The 18,114-nt window shown below is 38.1% G+C and carries 16 protein-coding genes; 5 read left to right on the forward strand and 11 right to left on the reverse strand.

The features are described from left to right. Positions 1-56: 56 nt before the first annotated feature. Complete coding sequence (locus tag ACTWPF_RS11490; protein ID WP_443149194.1) at positions 57-1,145, reverse strand: CAP domain-containing protein; 1,089 nt, start codon at positions 1,143-1,145, stop codon at positions 57-59. Positions 1,146-1,357: 212 nt separating this feature from the next. On the opposite strand from ACTWPF_RS11490, the gene ACTWPF_RS11495 reads away from it, so the two are divergent. After that, a complete protein-coding gene (locus ACTWPF_RS11495) occupies positions 1,358-1,723 on the forward strand; it encodes a YugN family protein (RefSeq protein WP_036573307.1) in 366 nt (121 codons plus the stop codon). A gap of 340 nt (positions 1,724-2,063) precedes the next feature. Next, complete coding sequence (gene ytvI / locus ACTWPF_RS11500) at positions 2,064-3,122, forward strand: sporulation integral membrane protein YtvI (protein ID WP_106896559.1); 1,059 nt, start codon at positions 2,064-2,066, stop codon at positions 3,120-3,122. Between the two features lie 81 nt (positions 3,123-3,203). Here ytvI and ACTWPF_RS11505 read toward each other — a convergent pair whose 3' ends face one another. The 7 genes from ACTWPF_RS11505 to cyoE form a co-directional block, all read right to left on the reverse strand. Further along, positions 3,204-3,659 carry a DUF420 domain-containing protein gene (locus tag ACTWPF_RS11505; RefSeq protein WP_106896558.1) on the reverse strand — a complete coding sequence of 152 codons (456 nt, stop codon included), beginning with the start codon at positions 3,657-3,659 and terminating at the stop codon, positions 3,204-3,206. A gap of 41 nt (positions 3,660-3,700) precedes the next feature. Continuing rightward, positions 3,701-4,603, reverse strand: a complete 903-nt coding sequence (gene ctaG / locus ACTWPF_RS11510) for a cytochrome c oxidase assembly factor CtaG (protein WP_443149195.1) — start codon at positions 4,601-4,603, stop codon at positions 3,701-3,703. Positions 4,604-4,849: 246 nt separating this feature from the next. Beyond that, complete coding sequence (ctaF, locus tag ACTWPF_RS11515; RefSeq protein ID WP_106896556.1) at positions 4,850-5,173, reverse strand: cytochrome c oxidase subunit IVB; 324 nt, start codon at positions 5,171-5,173, stop codon at positions 4,850-4,852. 3 nt (positions 5,174-5,176) lie between these two features. Further along, positions 5,177-5,800 (reverse strand): cytochrome (ubi)quinol oxidase subunit III, encoded by a 624-nt coding sequence (locus ACTWPF_RS11520; protein ID WP_106896555.1) that lies wholly within the window; start codon positions 5,798-5,800, stop codon positions 5,177-5,179. A 1-nt stretch (position 5,801) separates the two neighbouring features. Then, positions 5,802-7,655 carry a cytochrome c oxidase subunit I gene (gene ctaD, locus ACTWPF_RS11525; RefSeq protein WP_106896554.1) on the reverse strand — a complete coding sequence of 618 codons (1,854 nt, stop codon included), beginning with the start codon at positions 7,653-7,655 and terminating at the stop codon, positions 5,802-5,804. Positions 7,656-7,706: 51 nt separating this feature from the next. After that, positions 7,707-8,759, reverse strand: a complete 1,053-nt coding sequence (gene coxB / locus ACTWPF_RS11530) for a cytochrome c oxidase subunit II (protein ID WP_106896553.1) — start codon at positions 8,757-8,759, stop codon at positions 7,707-7,709. A 62-nt stretch (positions 8,760-8,821) separates the two neighbouring features. Further along, positions 8,822-9,763 (reverse strand): heme o synthase, encoded by a 942-nt coding sequence (gene cyoE / locus ACTWPF_RS11535; protein WP_106896552.1) that lies wholly within the window; start codon positions 9,761-9,763, stop codon positions 8,822-8,824. Positions 9,764-10,260: 497 nt separating this feature from the next. Here cyoE and ACTWPF_RS11540 point away from each other — a divergent pair, with 497 nt between their 5' ends. Then, complete coding sequence (locus ACTWPF_RS11540; protein WP_106896551.1) at positions 10,261-11,208, forward strand: COX15/CtaA family protein; 948 nt, start codon at positions 10,261-10,263, stop codon at positions 11,206-11,208. Positions 11,209-11,259: 51 nt separating this feature from the next. Here ACTWPF_RS11540 and pyc read toward each other — a convergent pair whose 3' ends face one another. From pyc to ACTWPF_RS11555, 3 genes are all read right to left on the reverse strand, one after another. Then, complete coding sequence (gene pyc / locus ACTWPF_RS11545; protein ID WP_443149196.1) at positions 11,260-14,703, reverse strand: pyruvate carboxylase; 3,444 nt, start codon at positions 14,701-14,703, stop codon at positions 11,260-11,262. Next, positions 14,682-15,890 (reverse strand): putative lipid II flippase FtsW, encoded by a 1,209-nt coding sequence (ftsW, locus tag ACTWPF_RS11550; protein ID WP_106896549.1) that lies wholly within the window; start codon positions 15,888-15,890, stop codon positions 14,682-14,684. The genes pyc and ftsW overlap by 22 nt, the downstream gene beginning before the upstream one ends. Before the next feature lie 303 nt (positions 15,891-16,193). Continuing rightward, positions 16,194-16,475: a YlaN family protein gene (locus tag ACTWPF_RS11555; protein WP_036573332.1), complete on the reverse strand. Its 282-nt coding sequence runs from the start codon at positions 16,473-16,475 to the stop codon at positions 16,194-16,196. 157 nt (positions 16,476-16,632) lie between these two features. Between ACTWPF_RS11555 and ACTWPF_RS11560 the strand changes: the two genes are divergently transcribed. Together ACTWPF_RS11560 and ACTWPF_RS11565 are read left to right on the forward strand one after the other, a co-directional pair. Beyond that, complete coding sequence (locus ACTWPF_RS11560; protein ID WP_443149197.1) at positions 16,633-17,121, forward strand: hypothetical protein; 489 nt, start codon at positions 16,633-16,635, stop codon at positions 17,119-17,121. A gap of 147 nt (positions 17,122-17,268) precedes the next feature. Next, positions 17,269-17,862: a YhcN/YlaJ family sporulation lipoprotein gene (locus tag ACTWPF_RS11565; protein ID WP_106896547.1), complete on the forward strand. Its 594-nt coding sequence runs from the start codon at positions 17,269-17,271 to the stop codon at positions 17,860-17,862. The last annotated feature ends 252 nt before the right edge of the window (positions 17,863-18,114 follow it).

Raw genomic sequence — 18,114 nt, forward strand, 5'->3', positions numbered from 1 at the left:
GGCATGAAAGTTATCGTCCAGCATTTTGAATTGCGTTTAATTGGATTCCTTCACGTCTATTCAGGACGTTGAAGAAAGTTTTGTGTGTAGTATAAACGATAGACCCCTACCCCAAGATGGGTATAGGCATCATTTAATAAAGCTTCCCTATGCCCCTCACTATTCAACCATCCTAACATGGCAGAGGGTGCGTCAGGGTATTGTGCAGCAATGTTTTCACCAGCTGATGTATAATAAACTTCTTCAACGGCTAGTCTCTCTTTTAAACCGGAACCGTCCTGACTATAATGAGAAAAATAATTGTTTTCCGCCATATCCTTGCTGTGAGTAAAAGCCACTGAAGAGACCGAATTTTCTTCTTTCAAAACGGACCGGTCATGATTTGACCTCATTACATTTGTAATATCATAAATTTGCTTCTCCATTCCTGTTTCAATCTCTTCCCATTCCTCATTCGAAAAGGAAGGTTCATCAGGCAAATCACCTCGATACTCGAGACCATATGGTCGATGACGTAGCAATACCTCACCTGTTAGTATTCGTACTGAAGATAATTGATCAGTAAACGTGTCAAAATAAGCTTGCAGGAACAGATTGTCTGCTAATTTGATGAGCGGCCGTTTGCTTAAATCTTCCTCCTTCAATTGAAAGCGATAAGAAGAAATACCATTTTCATACGCAACCTCTGTTTCATAATCTAAATCCTTATCAAGCGTTTCTAACGCCTCCTTGACGTCTTGGCGAGATTGTCCAATCTTTAGGGGACCTATATCAATACCATCTCCTGTAGCAAAGACTGTCTGGATTGCGCCTTCCTCCACACCAAATTGTATATATTGATCCTTCTCGTCTGAATAAATCCACCACGTATAGTTGTACGCACTTTTATCTTTTCTTAATGGCTCACCAAGCTGTTCTGTTAAGTTTTCTGTATTTTCACCTATCCATTGAAAAAGTGCCCCACCATTGGTAAGAACAGGCATTTCAGGCACCACCTTAGACTTAAGCAAACTTTCTCTACCTTTTGCAAAATTATCTTCTATGTCTTTTGTGCTCGTTTCCACCGATCTATCAGATTGTTCGATAAAATAGAATCCAATCATAGCGATTAATAATAGTGCTGCAATTATACGAACGAAGCGCATAGCGACCCCTCCTATCTTGTATATTACTATCTATATGAGAAAGAAATAGAAACCATTCTTGTTTCTCTATTATTTAACACGTTTTACATGGAATAATCTATTCAAAAAAGCTACTTATTGAAAACGAAACCATTGTGATCAACATCCCTTGCAACTTATACCATTTCATACTATTATAGTTTAATGAGGACAAATATGTGAGGTGAACGAAATTGAGAATCGAAAATACTGGATTTGAAGACGTACTAATTGATTTAAAACCACTGGATCACTTAACTGCAAAACATGCTTTTGTACGTGCAGGCCAATGGGATTATGACCGTGTCACCTATGATTACAGAGTAGATTCCAAAGAAAAAAATGTTACATACTATATTCGCTTACAAGGGTATGCAACGGAAGGCGATGTAGATCGTGGTAATGCCGTAATCAAATTGATGACCCCACTGCTTGGGAAGCATTATTATCCACATGGTGTTGAATATGGTGAGAATGAAAATTTCCCAGAAAACCTAGTGGAACGCGCTAAAAGTATTGTGTTGAAAGTCAAAGAAGAATTAGATCAATATAAAAACTAATGTAAAAACCAACTACTGAATAATAGTAGTTGGTTTTTACCGATCTATGCCAAATACATTGGAAAGTTAGAAAAGAATAAACCGTCCGTAATTTATTTTTACCCCGGTGCAACCGTCCGCGTAAGATCCCCATTTCAAAACATGAAGTGAAACCGTGAGATTTTAGTGGGAGTAAACGGACGCTAACACCCCGATTCGTTCTACTAACAATCAGTGGGAGAAGAACGAAAACCCCCTCTGATTGAAGTTTCATTTTAAATCTGTTCAAAATAACGAATTAGTGCTATATTTTTAATAACCATACATATTAAGCTGTATTGAAAGGAGCTATCGTATACCGTTGCTGCGAAATATTAAAAAACACCATTGGACATTAATTATTCTTGGAATTATTTTGGTAATTGCAATTATGTTTATTTTGCCAATCTCTATTCCATTAGTGGTTGCTTTTATTACAGCACTCATTTTAAACCCATTGGTTCGCTTATTTCAAAAGAGAATTAGACTCAGCAGAAAAGCCTCTGTAACAATTATCTTCTTGCTCTTTCTTCTAATAGCGGGAGTAGCTGGAACATTTATTGTAACAAAAGCAGTAACACAGGTCGTGAATTTTGCTGAGGACGTTCCAGCCCACTTTAATAAACTAAACGAAATTTATAAAGATTGGGAAACGGATCTAGAGCAATACACAGACGACCTTCCTTCTGAATTTGTTAACCAAGTTTCAGACAGCATTGAACAGAACCTTGTTAACTTGAGTACTACTGCAAAAGAAAAGATTACCCTAGACAGAATTGCTCAGATCGTAGCACAAGTACCACAGTACTTAATCAGTCTTCTCGTATATCTGATTGCATTGTTCCTATTTATGCTTGAGCTCCCAATCTTAAAAGCAAAAACGTATAATTTAATGACAAAAGAGACCGCTGAAAAAGTATCCTTTATGAATAAACGACTTGCGAGCGTTATTCTTGGTTTCTTTAAAGCCCAGTTTCTTGTTAGTTTGCTTATTCTCGTGGGTTCCCTAATCGGTTTATTTATAATCGTACCGGAAGTAGCAATCGTGATGTCACTCATCATTTGGATTGTCGATATTATTCCTATAATCGGTTCCATAATCGTATTGGGCCCATGGGCATTGGTCATGCTACTTGCAGGAGATGTCTCAACTGGTATCCAATTATCTATTTTAGCTATCATACTGCTAGCGATCCGGAGAATCGTCGAACCGAAAGTAATGGGGCGACACATTGGTCTCTCACCATTAGCAACTTTAATTGCTATGTTTATTGGATTAAAGCTGTTGGGAATTCTCGGCTTTATAATTGGGCCATTACTTGTAATTGCTTTTAACTCAGCCAAAGAAGCAGGGATTATTAAGTGGAATATCAAAGTATAGTGTAAAAAGAAAAAGTGAGTCCAGTTAACTGGTACTCACTTTTTTATAGTCTGTTTTTATAATCATTTTCACAATAATAGATTAAGATCCTAATATCGCTTTTATCATACTGGTAGTTTCACCACTATCATAAAATATATAAAGCAATAAGTAGACCATCACTCCGGTTATTGCTGTGAAAAACCAAATAATACTTGTAACCGGTCCAATTTTTCTATGCTTCTTTATTTTCCGTTTAAATGCAAGCGTTAGTGTTACGATCCCAAATATCGCTCCAGAAGTCGCCAGGAAAATATGAAAAATTAGAAACAGCGTATAATAAATTTCTAACTCCTCTGGACCACCAAAGCTTGAATTTCCAACAAAAACAGTCCGAGACGCATAAATGATAAAGAATATTAAGGCACTAATAGCAGCTGCAATCATGGTTTTCTTATGTGTTGCAGCTTTTCCCTTCACTATAAATCTCCAACCAAATGCCACTAAAATAGCACTTAATACGATGAAAAATGTACTTATTGTAGGTAAAAAAGGCATAATTCAAAATTCCTTTCCATAATTAACTCAAATAGTCAGTATTAATAGTTTTGTGTTTCCGCTGGAATAGGGTCCACTTTCAAACTTTCGGCATTAAACCAACCATAGAAGATTCGTGCAAGAATAACCCCATACGTAATTTCTTGCATAATTTTCATGATAATACCACCCAATTGCTGATCCTCTAATGGGCTCATATTGGAAAACATCTGAGGTCCTGACAGCTGTCCACTCAAACCCTGAATAACATCTCCAGGTACACAAAGTTGCATCGCCTGTATCCAAGCACCACCCTGGGTATATGTATCAAATAACGTATGATCAGCAAATATAATTAACACACAAGCTGGTGTAATCAGTACACTATTAGCAAAGATATAGCCAATTTTAACTAAGGGTCGTAACGATTTTGCTTCTTTTAATGGTGATAAAATTGGCCACCAGACGATAAATGCAGCTACCAAAATAGTAAGTGATATTGTGGTATGTGCGATTTGCGAAGTTTTAGCAAAATCAAACACGATTGGCATGTGATAAACAGAAAATAACGTGTTAAATAATAACAGCGAAATAATCGGTTTCGTCAGCAAATTGAGTACAGGACGCACCACTGGTAAATAAACAACTTTTCTCCAAATCCACGCAGGAATCCCTTTAATTAAGAGGATAGGAAACACTAAGTAATATATAGCCATTTGTGCCATATGTGCAGAAAGCATAATATGTGTTAATAAGTCGATCGGTGATCCTTTTACAATGTATAAAAGAGCCAAGGCAGTATAAACAAATACCTGTTGTTTTCTAGTTGGTTTGTCATGCCCACCAAACCTCTCACGGTAGTGCCCTGTTATGACAAAGTATGCAATAGCTAGTCCTAACACAAACAGGAAAAAGTAAGGACTCCATAATGCTCGGAAGCCAAATATTTGAAGTTCAAGCCACATCTTTACCCACTCCATAAAGTTAAGTTTATCCCTATCATTATAACGTATTATCTAGTAAGATACACGCTTATAATGTGACGATTTTAAAACGAAAGCCTTTATAAATCCACCACGTTATACAAAACAGAGGTCTTATTAATTAACCCCGTATTCTAGTGAGGTAGATCTTGTGGTACATTATAAGCTAAAAGAAAAGGCTGGGATTTCTCCCAGCCTTTAAATATTCATCCGCTGTAAAATTATAGCCTACCACCATACGATAACACTAAGTGCCGCAATGGTTAATAAAGCAGCAAATATACCACCGTAAATCATCATGGAAGGTAACTCATGTCCTTTGTCCTTCATATGCATAAAGTAATAAAACTGAAATGCAACCTGAACGACAGCTAGGATAAGTAGCAAGGGAACAACGAACATTTTGTCGATTGCATCCGTAGCTACGATTCCAAACGCTATGATTGTAAAACCAATCATCAGCGCAAAGGAGATAAGCTGTTTTTTCATTTCATCCTTACTCTTTTGTTTGCGAAAAGAATTAACCTTATTGGTATCGATGTTATCAGCCATTGGTTAACCCACCTTTCCCATTAAGTATACAACAGTAAAGATAAATACCCAAACGACATCAATAAAGTGCCAGTATAAGCTAAAGGTATAATACTTTGGTGCGTTGTATAAATTTAGTCCTCTTTTTGCATTTCGGACCATTAATACAATTAGCCAGCTAAGACCGAAAACTACGTGGCCTCCATGGAAACCAACTAACGTATAAAAAGCGGATCCAAACGCTGAGGAACGGAAAGTAAATTCATATTCGTGAATGTAATGATAAAATTCATATAGTTCGCAAGCAAGGAAGGCCATACCTAAAAGGGCAGTGATCCCCAACCATAGTTGCATTTTTTTGAAATTGTTATTTTTCATCTGGTACATCGCATAAACACTTGTCAAAGAACTTGTCAGTAACAACATCGTCATAACGAAGACAAGTTCTAGACCAAATAAATCCGTCGTTGCAGGCCCACCAGCTGTAGAATTTCTTAGGGCAAGATACGTACCAAATAAGCTAGCAAATAGGACAGTTTCTCCGCCTAGGAAAAACCATAACCCCAAAAATTTGTTCTTACCTTCCAGTGTAGCCTTTTCAGGTTCCTGTGGCATTGTTTCTGGATTTAAGGAATGATCATGACTCATATCAGTCAGCCTCCCTTTCGAGTTCTTCTTTGTGGATATGGAAGCCATGGTAATCTTTCAGAGATCTAATTAGCATACAAATTAATGCTGTTCCCATTCCAACGAATATTGCTGCCAACCATCCTTTATGGTCAACCTGATAGATAAAACCGAATCCTGCTATGAAAAATCCAAATGACATTATAAACGGTAAGATAGAAGCATCCGGCATATGAATATCGCCAAGAGGTTCTGCTGGGGTTATTTTACCCTTACCTTCCGTTTTTTCAATCCATAATGGATCTAGCCCACGAATAAGTGGAGTCTGTTTGAAATTGTAGAATGGTGGTGGAGATGGAATTGCCCACTCCAACGAACGACCATCCCAAGGATCGGCAGGTGCTTTTTCGCCCTTCACACTTGTATAAATAATGTTAATGACAAAAATCAATCCACCGATACCCATTAGAAAAGCACCAATGGTACTTACAAGGTTTCCTGTATCCAGTCCTTGGTCTTTTAGGAAGACCCAATAACGACGAGGCATACCCATTAGTCCTAGAAAATGCTGAATAAAGAACGTTAAATGGAAACCGATAAAGAACAGCCAAAAAGATAATTTACCTAATGTTTCATTTAATATCTTACCAAAGATTTTTGGCCACCAGTAGTGCAACCCAGCAAGGATTCCAAATACTACCCCACCAACAATTACATAATGAAAGTGAGCTACCACGAAATAAGTATCATGGTACTGGTAGTCAGCTACTGCAGATGCAAGCATTACACCCGTCATACCACCAATAGTAAAGGATGGAATGAATGCAAGTGTCCAAAGCATTGCCGAATTAATAGTAATGCTTCCTCCCCACATTGTGCCTAGCCAGTTAAAGATTTTTATACCTGTTGGTACTGCAATCGCCATTGTAGCAATTGCGAAAATAGCGTTAGCAACAGGACCAAGCCCAACTGTAAACATGTGGTGGGCCCATACCATAAATCCTAAAAATGCGATTAAGATGGTAGCAAATACCATTGCCGTATAACCGAACAACCGCTTTTTTGAAAAAGTTGAGATTATATCACTGAAGATACCAAATGCAGGCAAAATCAGGATATATACTTCAGGGTGTCCAAAAATCCAAAATAGATGCTGCCAAATGACTGCGTTTCCTCCTAGCGTAACATCGAAGAAAGCCGCACCAAACATTCGGTCAAACATTAGTAGGAATAACCCTACTGTTAATGCTGGGAAAGCAAACAAGATTAATACACTTGTCACAAACGTAGTCCATGAAAATAACGGCATACGCATATATGTCATTCCTGGTGCTCTCATCGTTACAATCGTAACAAGGAAGTTAATACCACCTATTAAGGTTCCAGCACCGGAAATCTGCAGTCCCATTATGTAAAAATCAACACCATGTCCAGGTGATTGAATCGATAATGGTGCATACGAAGTCCAACCTGCATCAGGCGCTCCGCCTAAAAACCAACTGCAGTTAAGCAAGACTCCACCAAATAAGAATAACCAAAATCCCAATGAGTTTAAAAACGGAAATGCTACATCACGTGCCCCAATTTGCAAAGGCATGATGGCATTCATTAAACCTAGTAACAATGGCATGGCAGCAAGAAATATCATTGTTGTTCCATGCATTGTAATCATTTCATTATACAAGCCAGCAGTAAGGAAATCATTTTCCGGGCTTATTAATTGTATACGTATAAACAAAGCTTCAAGTCCGCCTAGCAGGAAAAAGAAACCACCAGCAAATAGATATAACTTTGCTATTTTCTTATGGTCAACTGTTGTTAGGTAATCCCACACGGCAGCAAGAAATCCTTTATTCTGAGCAGCTGCAATACTCAAATTATAAACCTCCCTTTTACATCTTCCATCCCGTATTTGTTCTGTATTCTTCTAGTTTCCTGCGCTTTCAGTGGTAATGTCAGAAGGACTTAACTGCAGTAAATATGCAGCAATTTGCTCTGCTTCTTCCTCTGAAACGTCAGGATAGTTACCAGTCATCTTATTCCCTGGTTTAACTGACTCAGGGTCCGTTATCCATTTAACTAGATTTTCTTCTGTTGGCTCAAGGTACCCTGCAATTTTGGTACGGTCACCGAAGTTTGTAAGGTTTGGTCCAGTTGCATTTGGAGAAGATCCAATAGCATGGCAAGCCACACAGCTTTTCTCTTCAAATAATGCTTTTCCATCTTGAGCTACTGCATCTTCTGGATTAGCCTCAGGATCAACACTTTGCATGTCAGAAATCCACTGATCGTATTCCTCTGGACTAACTGCTATTACTTTGAAGTCCATAAGTGAGTGAGAAGGGCCGCATAGTTCAGCACATTTCCCCCAATAAACGCCTTCTTCATGTGCTTCAAGATACATTGTGTTTACGTTCTCAGGGTTAACATCCATTTTCCCAGATATACTTGGAACCCAGAATGAATGAATAACATCTGAAGATTTCATGTTTAAATAAACTCTTTCGCCAGTAGGAATGTATAAATCCTGGCTTGTTTGCACTTCATCACCTTGATAATTAAAGTGCCACCAGTATTGGTTCCCGGTTACTTCTACATTGATGCCATCTTGTGCCTCTGATTTATCAGCTAGGTCAAAAGTTGCCACTACTGTGGGCACGGCTAAGATTAGCACTAGAATAATTGGAATTACTGTCCAAACAGTTTCCAGTGTTTTATTTCCTTCAACCTGTTTTGGAATGAAATTCTCCTGCCCCTTCTTTTTACGAAAGCGAACCAATGTAATGACATAAACGAGTAATACAATAGCTAAAACAAACGCCATGATAATTATCGAAAGAATAATTAGATTCATGGATGACTCAGCGCCATACCCTTTTGGTTCGAAAGCCGTTAGATTCTCTTTTCCGCAGCCAGCAAGAAGCAATGCCAGCATACCGAAAAGAAATAAAGGTTTTCTTTTTCCCATCCAACCTATCATTTATTTATACCTCTCTTTCCTCTTGTTGTTTCCTTATATATGTTTATTATAAAGGACAATAACTAACTAAACGGTGAATCAATGGTTACCAATACCATAACAAGGCATAGAATTGTCAAATAATTTAACGAATAAATAAATATCATATTTGCCCATTTAAGATCATTCTTCATAAAGAAACCTCTTATTGCGAGCACAAGCCAACCAATATTTAGAATGGTAGCTACTACAATAAATACAGTTCCTAATTCAGCCAAGTAAAAAGGGAGTGGTAATAAGCAGGCAATATAAATTGCAATTTGCCGTTTAGTGATCTCAAAACCTCTTACGACCGGTAACATCGGAATACCGGCTTCTTTGTATTCTTTGCATTTTTTCATAGCTAATGCAAGAAAGTGTGGTGTTTGCCAAATAAACATGATAATGAAAAAGCCAAATGGCACGACATGGAAACTTGGATCTACTGCTGCCCAACCAATTAACGGCGGTGCGGCTCCTGAGAAGCTGCCAATAGCAGTGTTTAGTGTGTACCTTCTTTTTGACCATATTGTATATAACACTACATACGTAAACCAACCCATGAAGGCAAATAAGACTGCCTCTAGTGTGGTGAACATTAACAAACTAAATCCTACAACTGAGAATATTATTCCTAGTGCTAATGCTATATTTAAAGATATGTTTCCGGTTACGGTAGGTCTCGTTTTTGTACGAGCCATTTTGGGGTCAATATCTACATCATACCAGTTATTTAGTATGCAACCACCGGCAATTACAAGTGTACTTCCAATTATCGTTAGTAGGAAAACATCCCATTTTGCCATAAAAGGGGTGTTTGTAAAATAAAGGGCTAACCAAAACCCAGTGAATACAGTGATTAAGTTTGAATTAACAATTCCTACTTTAACTAGTGCCTTTACATCAGCAAATGTAACATGGCTTTTTTTATTAGATACACTTAATGTGGCTACTTCTGGTGAAGATGTTGTCTCTATTTTATCCATTTTGTCTCCCCCCTTCATATTCCAGTTAGATGGCACTTTATAGCCATTCACTCTTTCTATCAGAGTTCTTAAATTGTAATAGACCATTATTTTTATTGTATCATGGAATGGTATAACAATCTAATAACTTCAACATTATTTTACAGTTAACAGGGTATAATTTATGTGACAATTTTATGAAACTTGTGAGAAGGCTTTCAAAAGATTACCTTTTCAAATCATTGTGAAGTTGGCTACCTATTAGCTGTTTATCACGTTAAACTATGTATATGTAAGAAAATCATCTAGTTTATTTCTAGCAAACAACGAACAACAATGCAAGGTTTTTTATTAATCCTAAGTGAAAAAACAGTCTATTCATGGTACGATAGCTATTGTGTCCGGCACCTTTTTACCTTTTTACTCCTATAGTCATTATGTCGGATTGAATTCAGGAACAATTTTCTACATATATAACAAAACTATAACTATTTTCCATAATGAAGTGGGGTTGAAAGATGATTAAAACATTAAAAAGCTTATCCCTTATAGCTACGATTGGAATGCTGCTTATCCTTCTAGGTGGTGCACTTGTAACGAAAACAGATTCTGGTGATGGATGCGGAAAGAGCTGGCCTTTATGTGAGGGTCAATTTATTCCCACCAACATTTCCTTTGAACTCGTCATTGAATTAAGCCATAGAATGGTATCAGGAATTGTTGGGATCGCTGTCGTGTTGTTAGCTGTGCTCTCATGGAGACATTTAGGGAACATAAGAGAAGTAAAGTTTCTGTCTGCTATGTCTGTTTTTTTCCTTATTTTACAAGCGTTGATCGGTGCCGCTGCAGTTATGTGGGGCCAATCTGACTTTGCTTTGGCTGCCCATTTCGGAATTTCACTTGTCTCATTCGCTTCTGTATTCCTTTTGACGCTTCTCATCTTTGAAATTGATAAGAAATTTGATGCTAGGTCATTATTTATTAAAAAGAAGCACCGTATTGAATTTTACCTACTCACTGTGTACACTATCTGTGTTGTTTATACAGGTGCACTCGTTCGCCATACGGAAGCAAACTTGGTCTGCGGGAGTTGGCCCTTCTGTACAAATGCTTCACCATTTGCTTTTAATTTATACAGTACAGAGCAATGGATTCAAATGGGCCATCGACTTGCCGCGGGTTTATTATTCCTTTGGACCTTAACGCTCACCATTCGCATGATTCGTCACTACAGGGATAAAAAGGTGATGTTCTGGGGATGGATCGCCGCCTTTTCACTTATTTCCTTACAAGTGTTTACTGGCGCTATGATAATTTTTACTGTATTAAATTTAGGAATTGCACTTCTCCATGCACTCATCATATCGTGTTTCTTCGGAATGATAAGTTATTTTGTACTACAAGCAACTAGAAGTGCAAAGTATGAAAAAGAACAAGCCAATACTTCCACAAAGAAAACCATGTAAAAAGTGCGGCAGAATCCAAATCGGATCTTTGCCGCACTTTTATATGCATATCTATTCAAACTCTATTAACAGATCATCTACCGCAATTGGATCCCCACTTGAAACATAAACTTTTTTGACTACTCCATCAAATGGAGCCTGAACAGTTGTTTCCATCTTCATTGCCTCTGTAAGTAGGAGATGATCCCCTTTTTCCACTTTATCTCCATTACTCACCATAGCTTCAATCACTGTTCCCGGCATTGTGGCGCCTAATTGTTTGTCGTTACTTTTATCTGTCTTTGGCTTTACAGCTAATTTTGATTTAATGTTTTCATCCTTGACGACAATTTCCCTTGCTTGTCCGTTTAACTCAAAATAGACAACGCGTGTGCCATCTTCTTGCGCTTCTGAAATCGATACTAACTTGACAATTAACGTTTTCCCCTGCTCTATCTCTACCTCGATTTCTTCTCCAAGATTCATACCATAGAAGAAAGTCGGCGTATTGAGGACAGACATGTTACCGTATTTTTCATAGAAAGTATAATAATCCATAAATACTTTCGGGTACAACGCATAGGAAATCATATCAAAGCTGGTAACCTGTCTTCCCAGTTTATTAAACAACTCCTCTTTAAGTTTTGAGAAGTCAACTGGTTCAAGCAATTCGCCTGGACGAACTTCAATTGCTTTTCTACCCTTTAAAATAATATCTTGCAATTTTTTAGGAAAGCCTTGGTATGGTTGCCCAATATCACCTTTGGCAAACTCGATAACAGATTCAGGGAAATCAATGGATTCACCACGTTCATATATTTCCTCTTCGGTTAGATTGTTCTGCACCATAAATAATGCCATATCGCCAATTACCTTTGAGGAAGGTGTCACTTTCACTACATCTCCGAACATATCATTTACCTGTCTAAACATCGTTTTCACTTCATTCCAACGATCTTCCAAGCCAACCGCCTTTGCCTGTTGCTTTAAGTTACTATATTGTCCTCCAGGCATTTCGTGCTCATAAATTTCTGTATGTGGTGATTTCATTCCACTTTCGAAATCCTGGTAGAAATCTCTGATACCTTCCCAATACTGGGACAATGATTCATATGCTTCGATATCCAAATTCGGCTGTCTGCTCGTCCCTTCCAATGCGTGATAGAGGGACTGAGCACTCGGCTGCGATGTCAATCCAGCCATTGAACCTGCTGCCACGTCTACTGCATCTACCCCAGCTTCTATTGCCCTGGCATACATAAATGTTCCATTCCCACTCGTATCATGTGTATGAAGGTGGATAGGTAGGTCGACGCTTTCCTTCAACGTTGAAATAAGTTGATAAGCAGCTTCAGGTTTTAGGAGACCAGCCATATCTTTAATTCCGAGTATATGTGCACCTGCGCTCTCAAGCTCTTTTGCCAGATTTTTATAATAGGTTAGGTCATATTTCGAACGGCCTTTATCAAGAATATTCCCTGTATAACACATGGCCGCCTCGGCAATTTTATCTGTCTCTCGCACTGCTTCAATAGCCGGCTTCATCCCTTCCACCCAGTTCAGGCTGTCGAAGACACGAAAAACATCAATACCAGCGTTAGCACTTTTAGCTACGAATTCATTTATAAGGTTGTCGGGGTAATTTTTGTACCCAACTGCATTACTTGCACGAAGAAGCATTTGAAATAATAGATTAGGCATCTTCTCACGCAGCTTTAAAAGTCGATCCCATGGGTCTTCTTTAAGAAATCGGTAAGAAACATCAAATGTCGCTCCCCCCCACATTTCCACAGAAAATAAATTCGGAAGTAATGCCGCAGTTGGTTCAGCAATCTGCAACAGATCCTTCGTTCTCACCCTTGTAGCGAGTAAGGACTGATGTGCATCTCGGAATGTTGTATCTGTCAACAATACTTCTTTTTGCTCTTTCATCCATTTTGCAAGTCCTTCTGGTCCCTGTTCATCTAAAATTTGCTTTGTCCCTTTTCCAGTAGATGCTTGACTGTATCCTTTAGGTATTAATAATTCAGAGAAGTTTGGTTTCTCTTTTTTCTGCATTCCTTCTATACCGTTGACCGTTGTATGACCAATATAGCTAAGCATCTTTGTTCCACGGTCCTTACGCTTAGGGAATACAAACAGCCCAGGTGTTTCATCAATAAAGGTAGTATTGTACTCCCCAGAAAGAAAGTTGGGATGTTGTATAACATTTTCAAGAAATGGGATATTTGTCTTTATTCCGCGTATCCTAAATTCTTTCAAATTTCTGACCATTTTGAGTGCAGCTTGGTCAAAAGTTAGAGCCCAAGTCGAGACTTTAACTAATAACGAATCATAATGTGGCGATATAACCGCCCCTTGGAAACCATTCCCTGCGTCGAGTCTTACGCCAAATCCTCCACCAGTTCTGTACGCCATAATTTTCCCAGTATCTGGCATGAAATTATTCAGTGGGTCCTCTGTTGTTACACGCGACTGAATTGCATAGCCGTTTGTCTTAATTTCTTCCTGAGCCGGGATCCCGATATCTGATTCATGTAAGTTCTTTCCTTCAGCTACTTTGATTTGTGTTTGTACAATATCGAAGCCAGTTATTAATTCAGTAATGGTGTGCTCTACCTGTACTCGCGGATTAACCTCTATAAAGTAATATGCGTTGTTAGTAACAAGAAATTCTACTGTTCCTGCATTAACATAGTCCACATTTTTGGATAGTTTAACAGCAGCTTCGCATATCTCCAGTCTAATTTCTTCAGTTAGGGATGTACTTGGCGCTACCTCTACTACTTTCTGATGTCTCCGCTGTACAGAACAATCTCTTTCATAAAGATGGACAATATTACCGTGTTGGTCACCAATTATTTGAACTTCAATATGTTTCGGGTTTTCTATCAATTTCTCAACATAGATTTCATCATTTCCAAATGCTGCCTTCGCTTCTGACTTAGCTCTGTCATACGCTTCATGTAATTCTTGATTATTACGAACAATCCGCATACCACGTCCGCCACCACCTAGCGAGGCTTTAATGATAATAGGATAACCATGTTCTTTTACAAAAGCTTCCACATCATCAAGTGAATTTACTGGGCCATCACTACCTGGAATTACTGGTAATCCGGCTTGTATAGCCTGTGTACGTGCCCTCACTTTATCTCCAAACATTTCTAAATGTTTGCTGGTAGGACCAATAAATATAATTCCTTCTTCTTCACAGCGCTTTGCAAACTTAATATTTTCTGATAAAAATCCATAACCCGGATGTATGGCATCAACCCCTACCTCTTTTGCCAGGTCAATAATACCTTCAATATCTAAATAAGCATCAATTGGTTTTTTTCCTTCACCAATCAGATAAGCTTCATCCGCTTTAAAACGGTGATAAGCACTTGTGTCTTCTTTCGAATATATAGCAACCGTTCGAATATTTAATTCCGTACAGGCTCGGAAGACACGTATTGCGATTTCCCCTCTGTTTGCGACTAATACTTTGTTTATCTGGTTTGATTCTGCCATTTTCTTCCTCCTCCAGTAAAATGAGATGAATTTCTTTTGCCAGTAGAGTGATCATGTGCTTGATTGTGATTAACATCTTGCTGTTCTTGTTGTTTTACTTTTTTAGCAATATTATTTAAAATCCCCATCGAAATCATTAGAACCAACAGAGATGAACCACCATAACTAATAAATGGTAATGTCACACCAGTAATCGGAAGAATTCCACTAATAGAGCCTAAATTAATAAAGGCTTGAATACCTACCATGGAAGAAACCCCCAAAGCGAGAAGTGCTCCAAAGCTATCTCGACATTTACGAGAGATAAAAATGCCACGGAGTACAATTAAGGCAAGCATTCCAATAACAATTAGTACACCAATAAAGCCAAGTTCTTCTGCAACAATAGCCATAATAAAGTCTGTGTGTGCCTCCATTAAGTACCCAAGTTTCTGGACACTCTGTCCAAGACCTTCCCCTGTTAAACCACCAACCCCTATGGCTAGATAGGATTGAATGAGATGGTAACCGTCAGTATCGGGTGTTTCAAAGGGTTGGTATGCTCCAGTAAATCGCGTTATTCTTTCATCTGTCACCATATAAGGCAACGCAAGGAGAATGATCCCTACACCCACAACTGTTAATAGCATTAAATGTTTATAGCGAATACCGGAACTAAAAATAATTGTGCTTACGATTATAAAAATAATCGAAGCAGTTCCTATATCTGGTTGCATTACAATGAACCCTAAGATGATACAGGTTAAAATCAGTGGGGGGAGGACACCCTTGCTAAAGTCATTAATATATTCCTGCTTTTTGGAATAGACAGAAGCAAGATACATAATTAACCCCAATTTAGCAAACTCAGCAGGTTGCAGGTTAATAAACCCAAGAGAGAGCCACGATCTAGCATTATTTCGAACATCTCCAAATAGAAGCACGGCTAATAATAAACCGATAATAACTAGTACAATAGGCTTCATAAGCTTATGGTAATATTTATATGGAAAAATACTACAGAAAATAAACCCGACAAGCCCCAAACTGAACCACTGTAACTGACGGAATAAGTAATATGTACTTTCATGACCCTCTACTACTGCGGTGACCATACTTGCACTATAAATCATGACCACGCCAAAAGCAGCTAATAGTAATGGTGTAATAATTAAAATAAAATCGTAATCTCTAAGTCTATGTAACATCTTGCTTCTCCCCAATATAAGGTAATGAACGCCATCGAATATTCTATCATTATAACATAATTTAAAAGTAAAGAACCATTTCAAGGGAATTGGGTAATCTAGTATAACTACAATAGATTCTAATATATTCCCATTTTGCTCAATTTTTATGCTACCAATTTAATAATAGAAAGCCTCGTTATACTCTTATAATTAAAATGGATCGCTTAGCTAGCAAAATGGTAGCTTAAAAAGTACAAAAAAACCTTGCCGGTAAACACGCAGGCAAAGTTTTATAAGTGCTCTAACGACAAAACCCTGATATTACACAGAGTTTTGTGCAGCTTCATGCAGTATATTAAGCTGCCTCTCTAGATTTTCGAGAAGTGCTTTACCTTCATCCTCGCTGATTAAGTTCAAACGCACAGCAAAATCGATCTCCCTGGAAAGTCCGAACATTTGGGTATCAAGAACTTCCTCATATAAAGGGCACTGTGGCATTGTTAGATTTTCTATTTGAACTTCTATTAGTCGCAAAATTTTATCAGCATCAGCCTTAAGAAGGGCATAGGCTTTTTCACGATGATTAACAGTCACCTCAGGCATCAAATATATCCCCTCCACTAAAAGACTTTCTTCTATATTATATTATCGTTACACCCGAAAAAATGCAAATAAAATTATATAATTTTAAACTAATAAAGTGAAATTCTTTTTTATCTCTGCTATCCTTATACAAGATACATATAAAGAGGTGAAAATAATGATTGTACCAATCAGTGGAAACGTTACCTATTCGATAACATTAGATCCTACAGTCTGGATATTTGATGATCGTAAAGTATTACTTGAGGAAGCATTTAATAAAAAGCAGGAAATACAGGAAGATGATAACGAGCTTGAAAGAGCTTCTAAGCGATGGGACAGGGAAGTCTATCAACAAAATATTAAGCCCCCTGTGAATGCAAGCATAAAAAAGTTTGAACGCGAAAAAATATTAACAAACTCTTATGTCATGCCGCTTGAAGACTTTATTGCAAACGCAGAAGCGAAACAATCAGCAGAAAGCGCTATTTTGCTAGCCGGAGATAAAGAGATTAAAATCTCTCTTGATGCACTTAAAGATAGTTATTTCTTATTTGCCGTTGACGGAAAACCATTAAAAGAAGACGGCCCCGTCCATTTATATTTTAAAGATGGTTCAAATCGCGAAGATCCAATTAAACATATTTCTAAAATTGTGATTGAATAATACAGTTTCATCCCTTCCCTTCCTTTCGGGAGTGTCTCTCACCTAAATACGATAATCAATTAATTTATATACAATGGAAATTTCCGTTGTATATTTTTTTGGATTGCAAGCAAAATAACGGTATGAGAACTATGAGGAGGAGTTAAGTTGAAGCTACCGTTTGTTCTTCTCGTATTGGGAAGTTTATTATTCACCTTCGGATGTCAGCAGACGGAAGAAGAGCCGCTTGCCTCAGAGGACGACAGCAATCGTTATATTCAAGTAAAAGATTCTGATCCCGCAGAGCAAAAGAATTTAAATAATAGCCAAATTGCAACCCATCTGGCTAAGATTGCAAGTGATGTACCAAATGTAAACGATGCTGCCTCTGTTGTTGCAGGACCCTATGCCGTTGTGGGAATTGATGTGGATAAAGATTTAGACCGTTCACGTGTCGGCACAATAAAATATTCCGTGTTAGAGGCCCTTTATCATGATCCATACGGTAAATCAGCCATCGTCGTAGCAGACGCTGACATAACTGAACGGATTCGTGGGATGGGAAACAAGATACAACAAGGTCACCCAGTACATGGAGTTGTAGATGAACTAGCCGCTATAGTGGGTAGATATATGCCAGACTTCCCAATTAACGATCATCAGCCGCAAGAACCAGATCAGAATAAGGAAATTATCCCTAAAGAGGATAAACAAAAGCTTGAAGAAATAGAAGGAGAACAATCAAATCACCAAAATGAATAGTACGACAAGACACGTCTCCCTATAAAGTGAAACTTCAATCAGTGGGGGTTTTCATTCTTCCCCCACTGATTGTTAGTTGAACGAATCGGCATGTTAGTCCGTTTACTCCTACTTAAACATCTTCGTTTTACTTTATGTTTTGAAGCGGGAGTCTTACGGACGGTTGCACCGCGATAAACTGCTACGCTTTAATATCGGCATAAGCCTGGTTGATATGAAAAACGCCGGACGAAATCGAATACCATCCTAGAT

The sequence above is a fragment of the Oceanobacillus sp. M65 genome, from assembly GCF_052246275.1.
Classification (GTDB): domain Bacteria; phylum Bacillota; class Bacilli; order Bacillales; family Amphibacillaceae; genus Oceanobacillus_B; species Oceanobacillus_B jordanicus.

Bases quoted from the DNA above. Each gene is read 5' to 3' on its own strand.
- ACTWPF_RS11490 (WP_443149194.1), bottom strand. From the start codon at position 1,145: ATGCGCTTCGTTCGTATAATTGCAGCACTATTATTAATCGCTATGATT.
- ACTWPF_RS11505 (WP_106896558.1), bottom strand. From the start codon at position 3,659: ATGCCTTTTTTACCTACAATAAGTACATTTTTCATCGTATTAAGTGCT.
- ctaG (WP_443149195.1), bottom strand. From the start codon at position 4,603: ATGTGGCTTGAACTTCAAATATTTGGCTTCCGAGCATTATGGAGTCCT.
- ctaF (WP_106896556.1), bottom strand. From the start codon at position 5,173: ATGGCTGATAACATCGATACCAATAAGGTTAATTCTTTTCGCAAACAA.
- ACTWPF_RS11520 (WP_106896555.1), bottom strand. From the start codon at position 5,800: ATGAGTCATGATCATTCCTTAAATCCAGAAACAATGCCACAGGAACCT.
- coxB (WP_106896553.1), bottom strand. From the start codon at position 8,759: ATGATAGGTTGGATGGGAAAAAGAAAACCTTTATTTCTTTTCGGTATG.
- cyoE (WP_106896552.1), bottom strand. From the start codon at position 9,763: ATGGATAAAATAGAGACAACATCTTCACCAGAAGTAGCCACATTAAGT.
- ACTWPF_RS11540 (WP_106896551.1), top strand. From the start codon at position 10,261: ATGATTAAAACATTAAAAAGCTTATCCCTTATAGCTACGATTGGAATG.
- pyc (WP_443149196.1), bottom strand. From the start codon at position 14,703: ATGGCAGAATCAAACCAGATAAACAAAGTATTAGTCGCAAACAGAGGG.
- ftsW (WP_106896549.1), bottom strand. From the start codon at position 15,890: ATGTTACATAGACTTAGAGATTACGATTTTATTTTAATTATTACACCA.
- ACTWPF_RS11555 (WP_036573332.1), bottom strand. From the start codon at position 16,475: ATGCCTGAGGTGACTGTTAATCATCGTGAAAAAGCCTATGCCCTTCTT.
- ACTWPF_RS11560 (WP_443149197.1), top strand. From the start codon at position 16,633: ATGATTGTACCAATCAGTGGAAACGTTACCTATTCGATAACATTAGAT.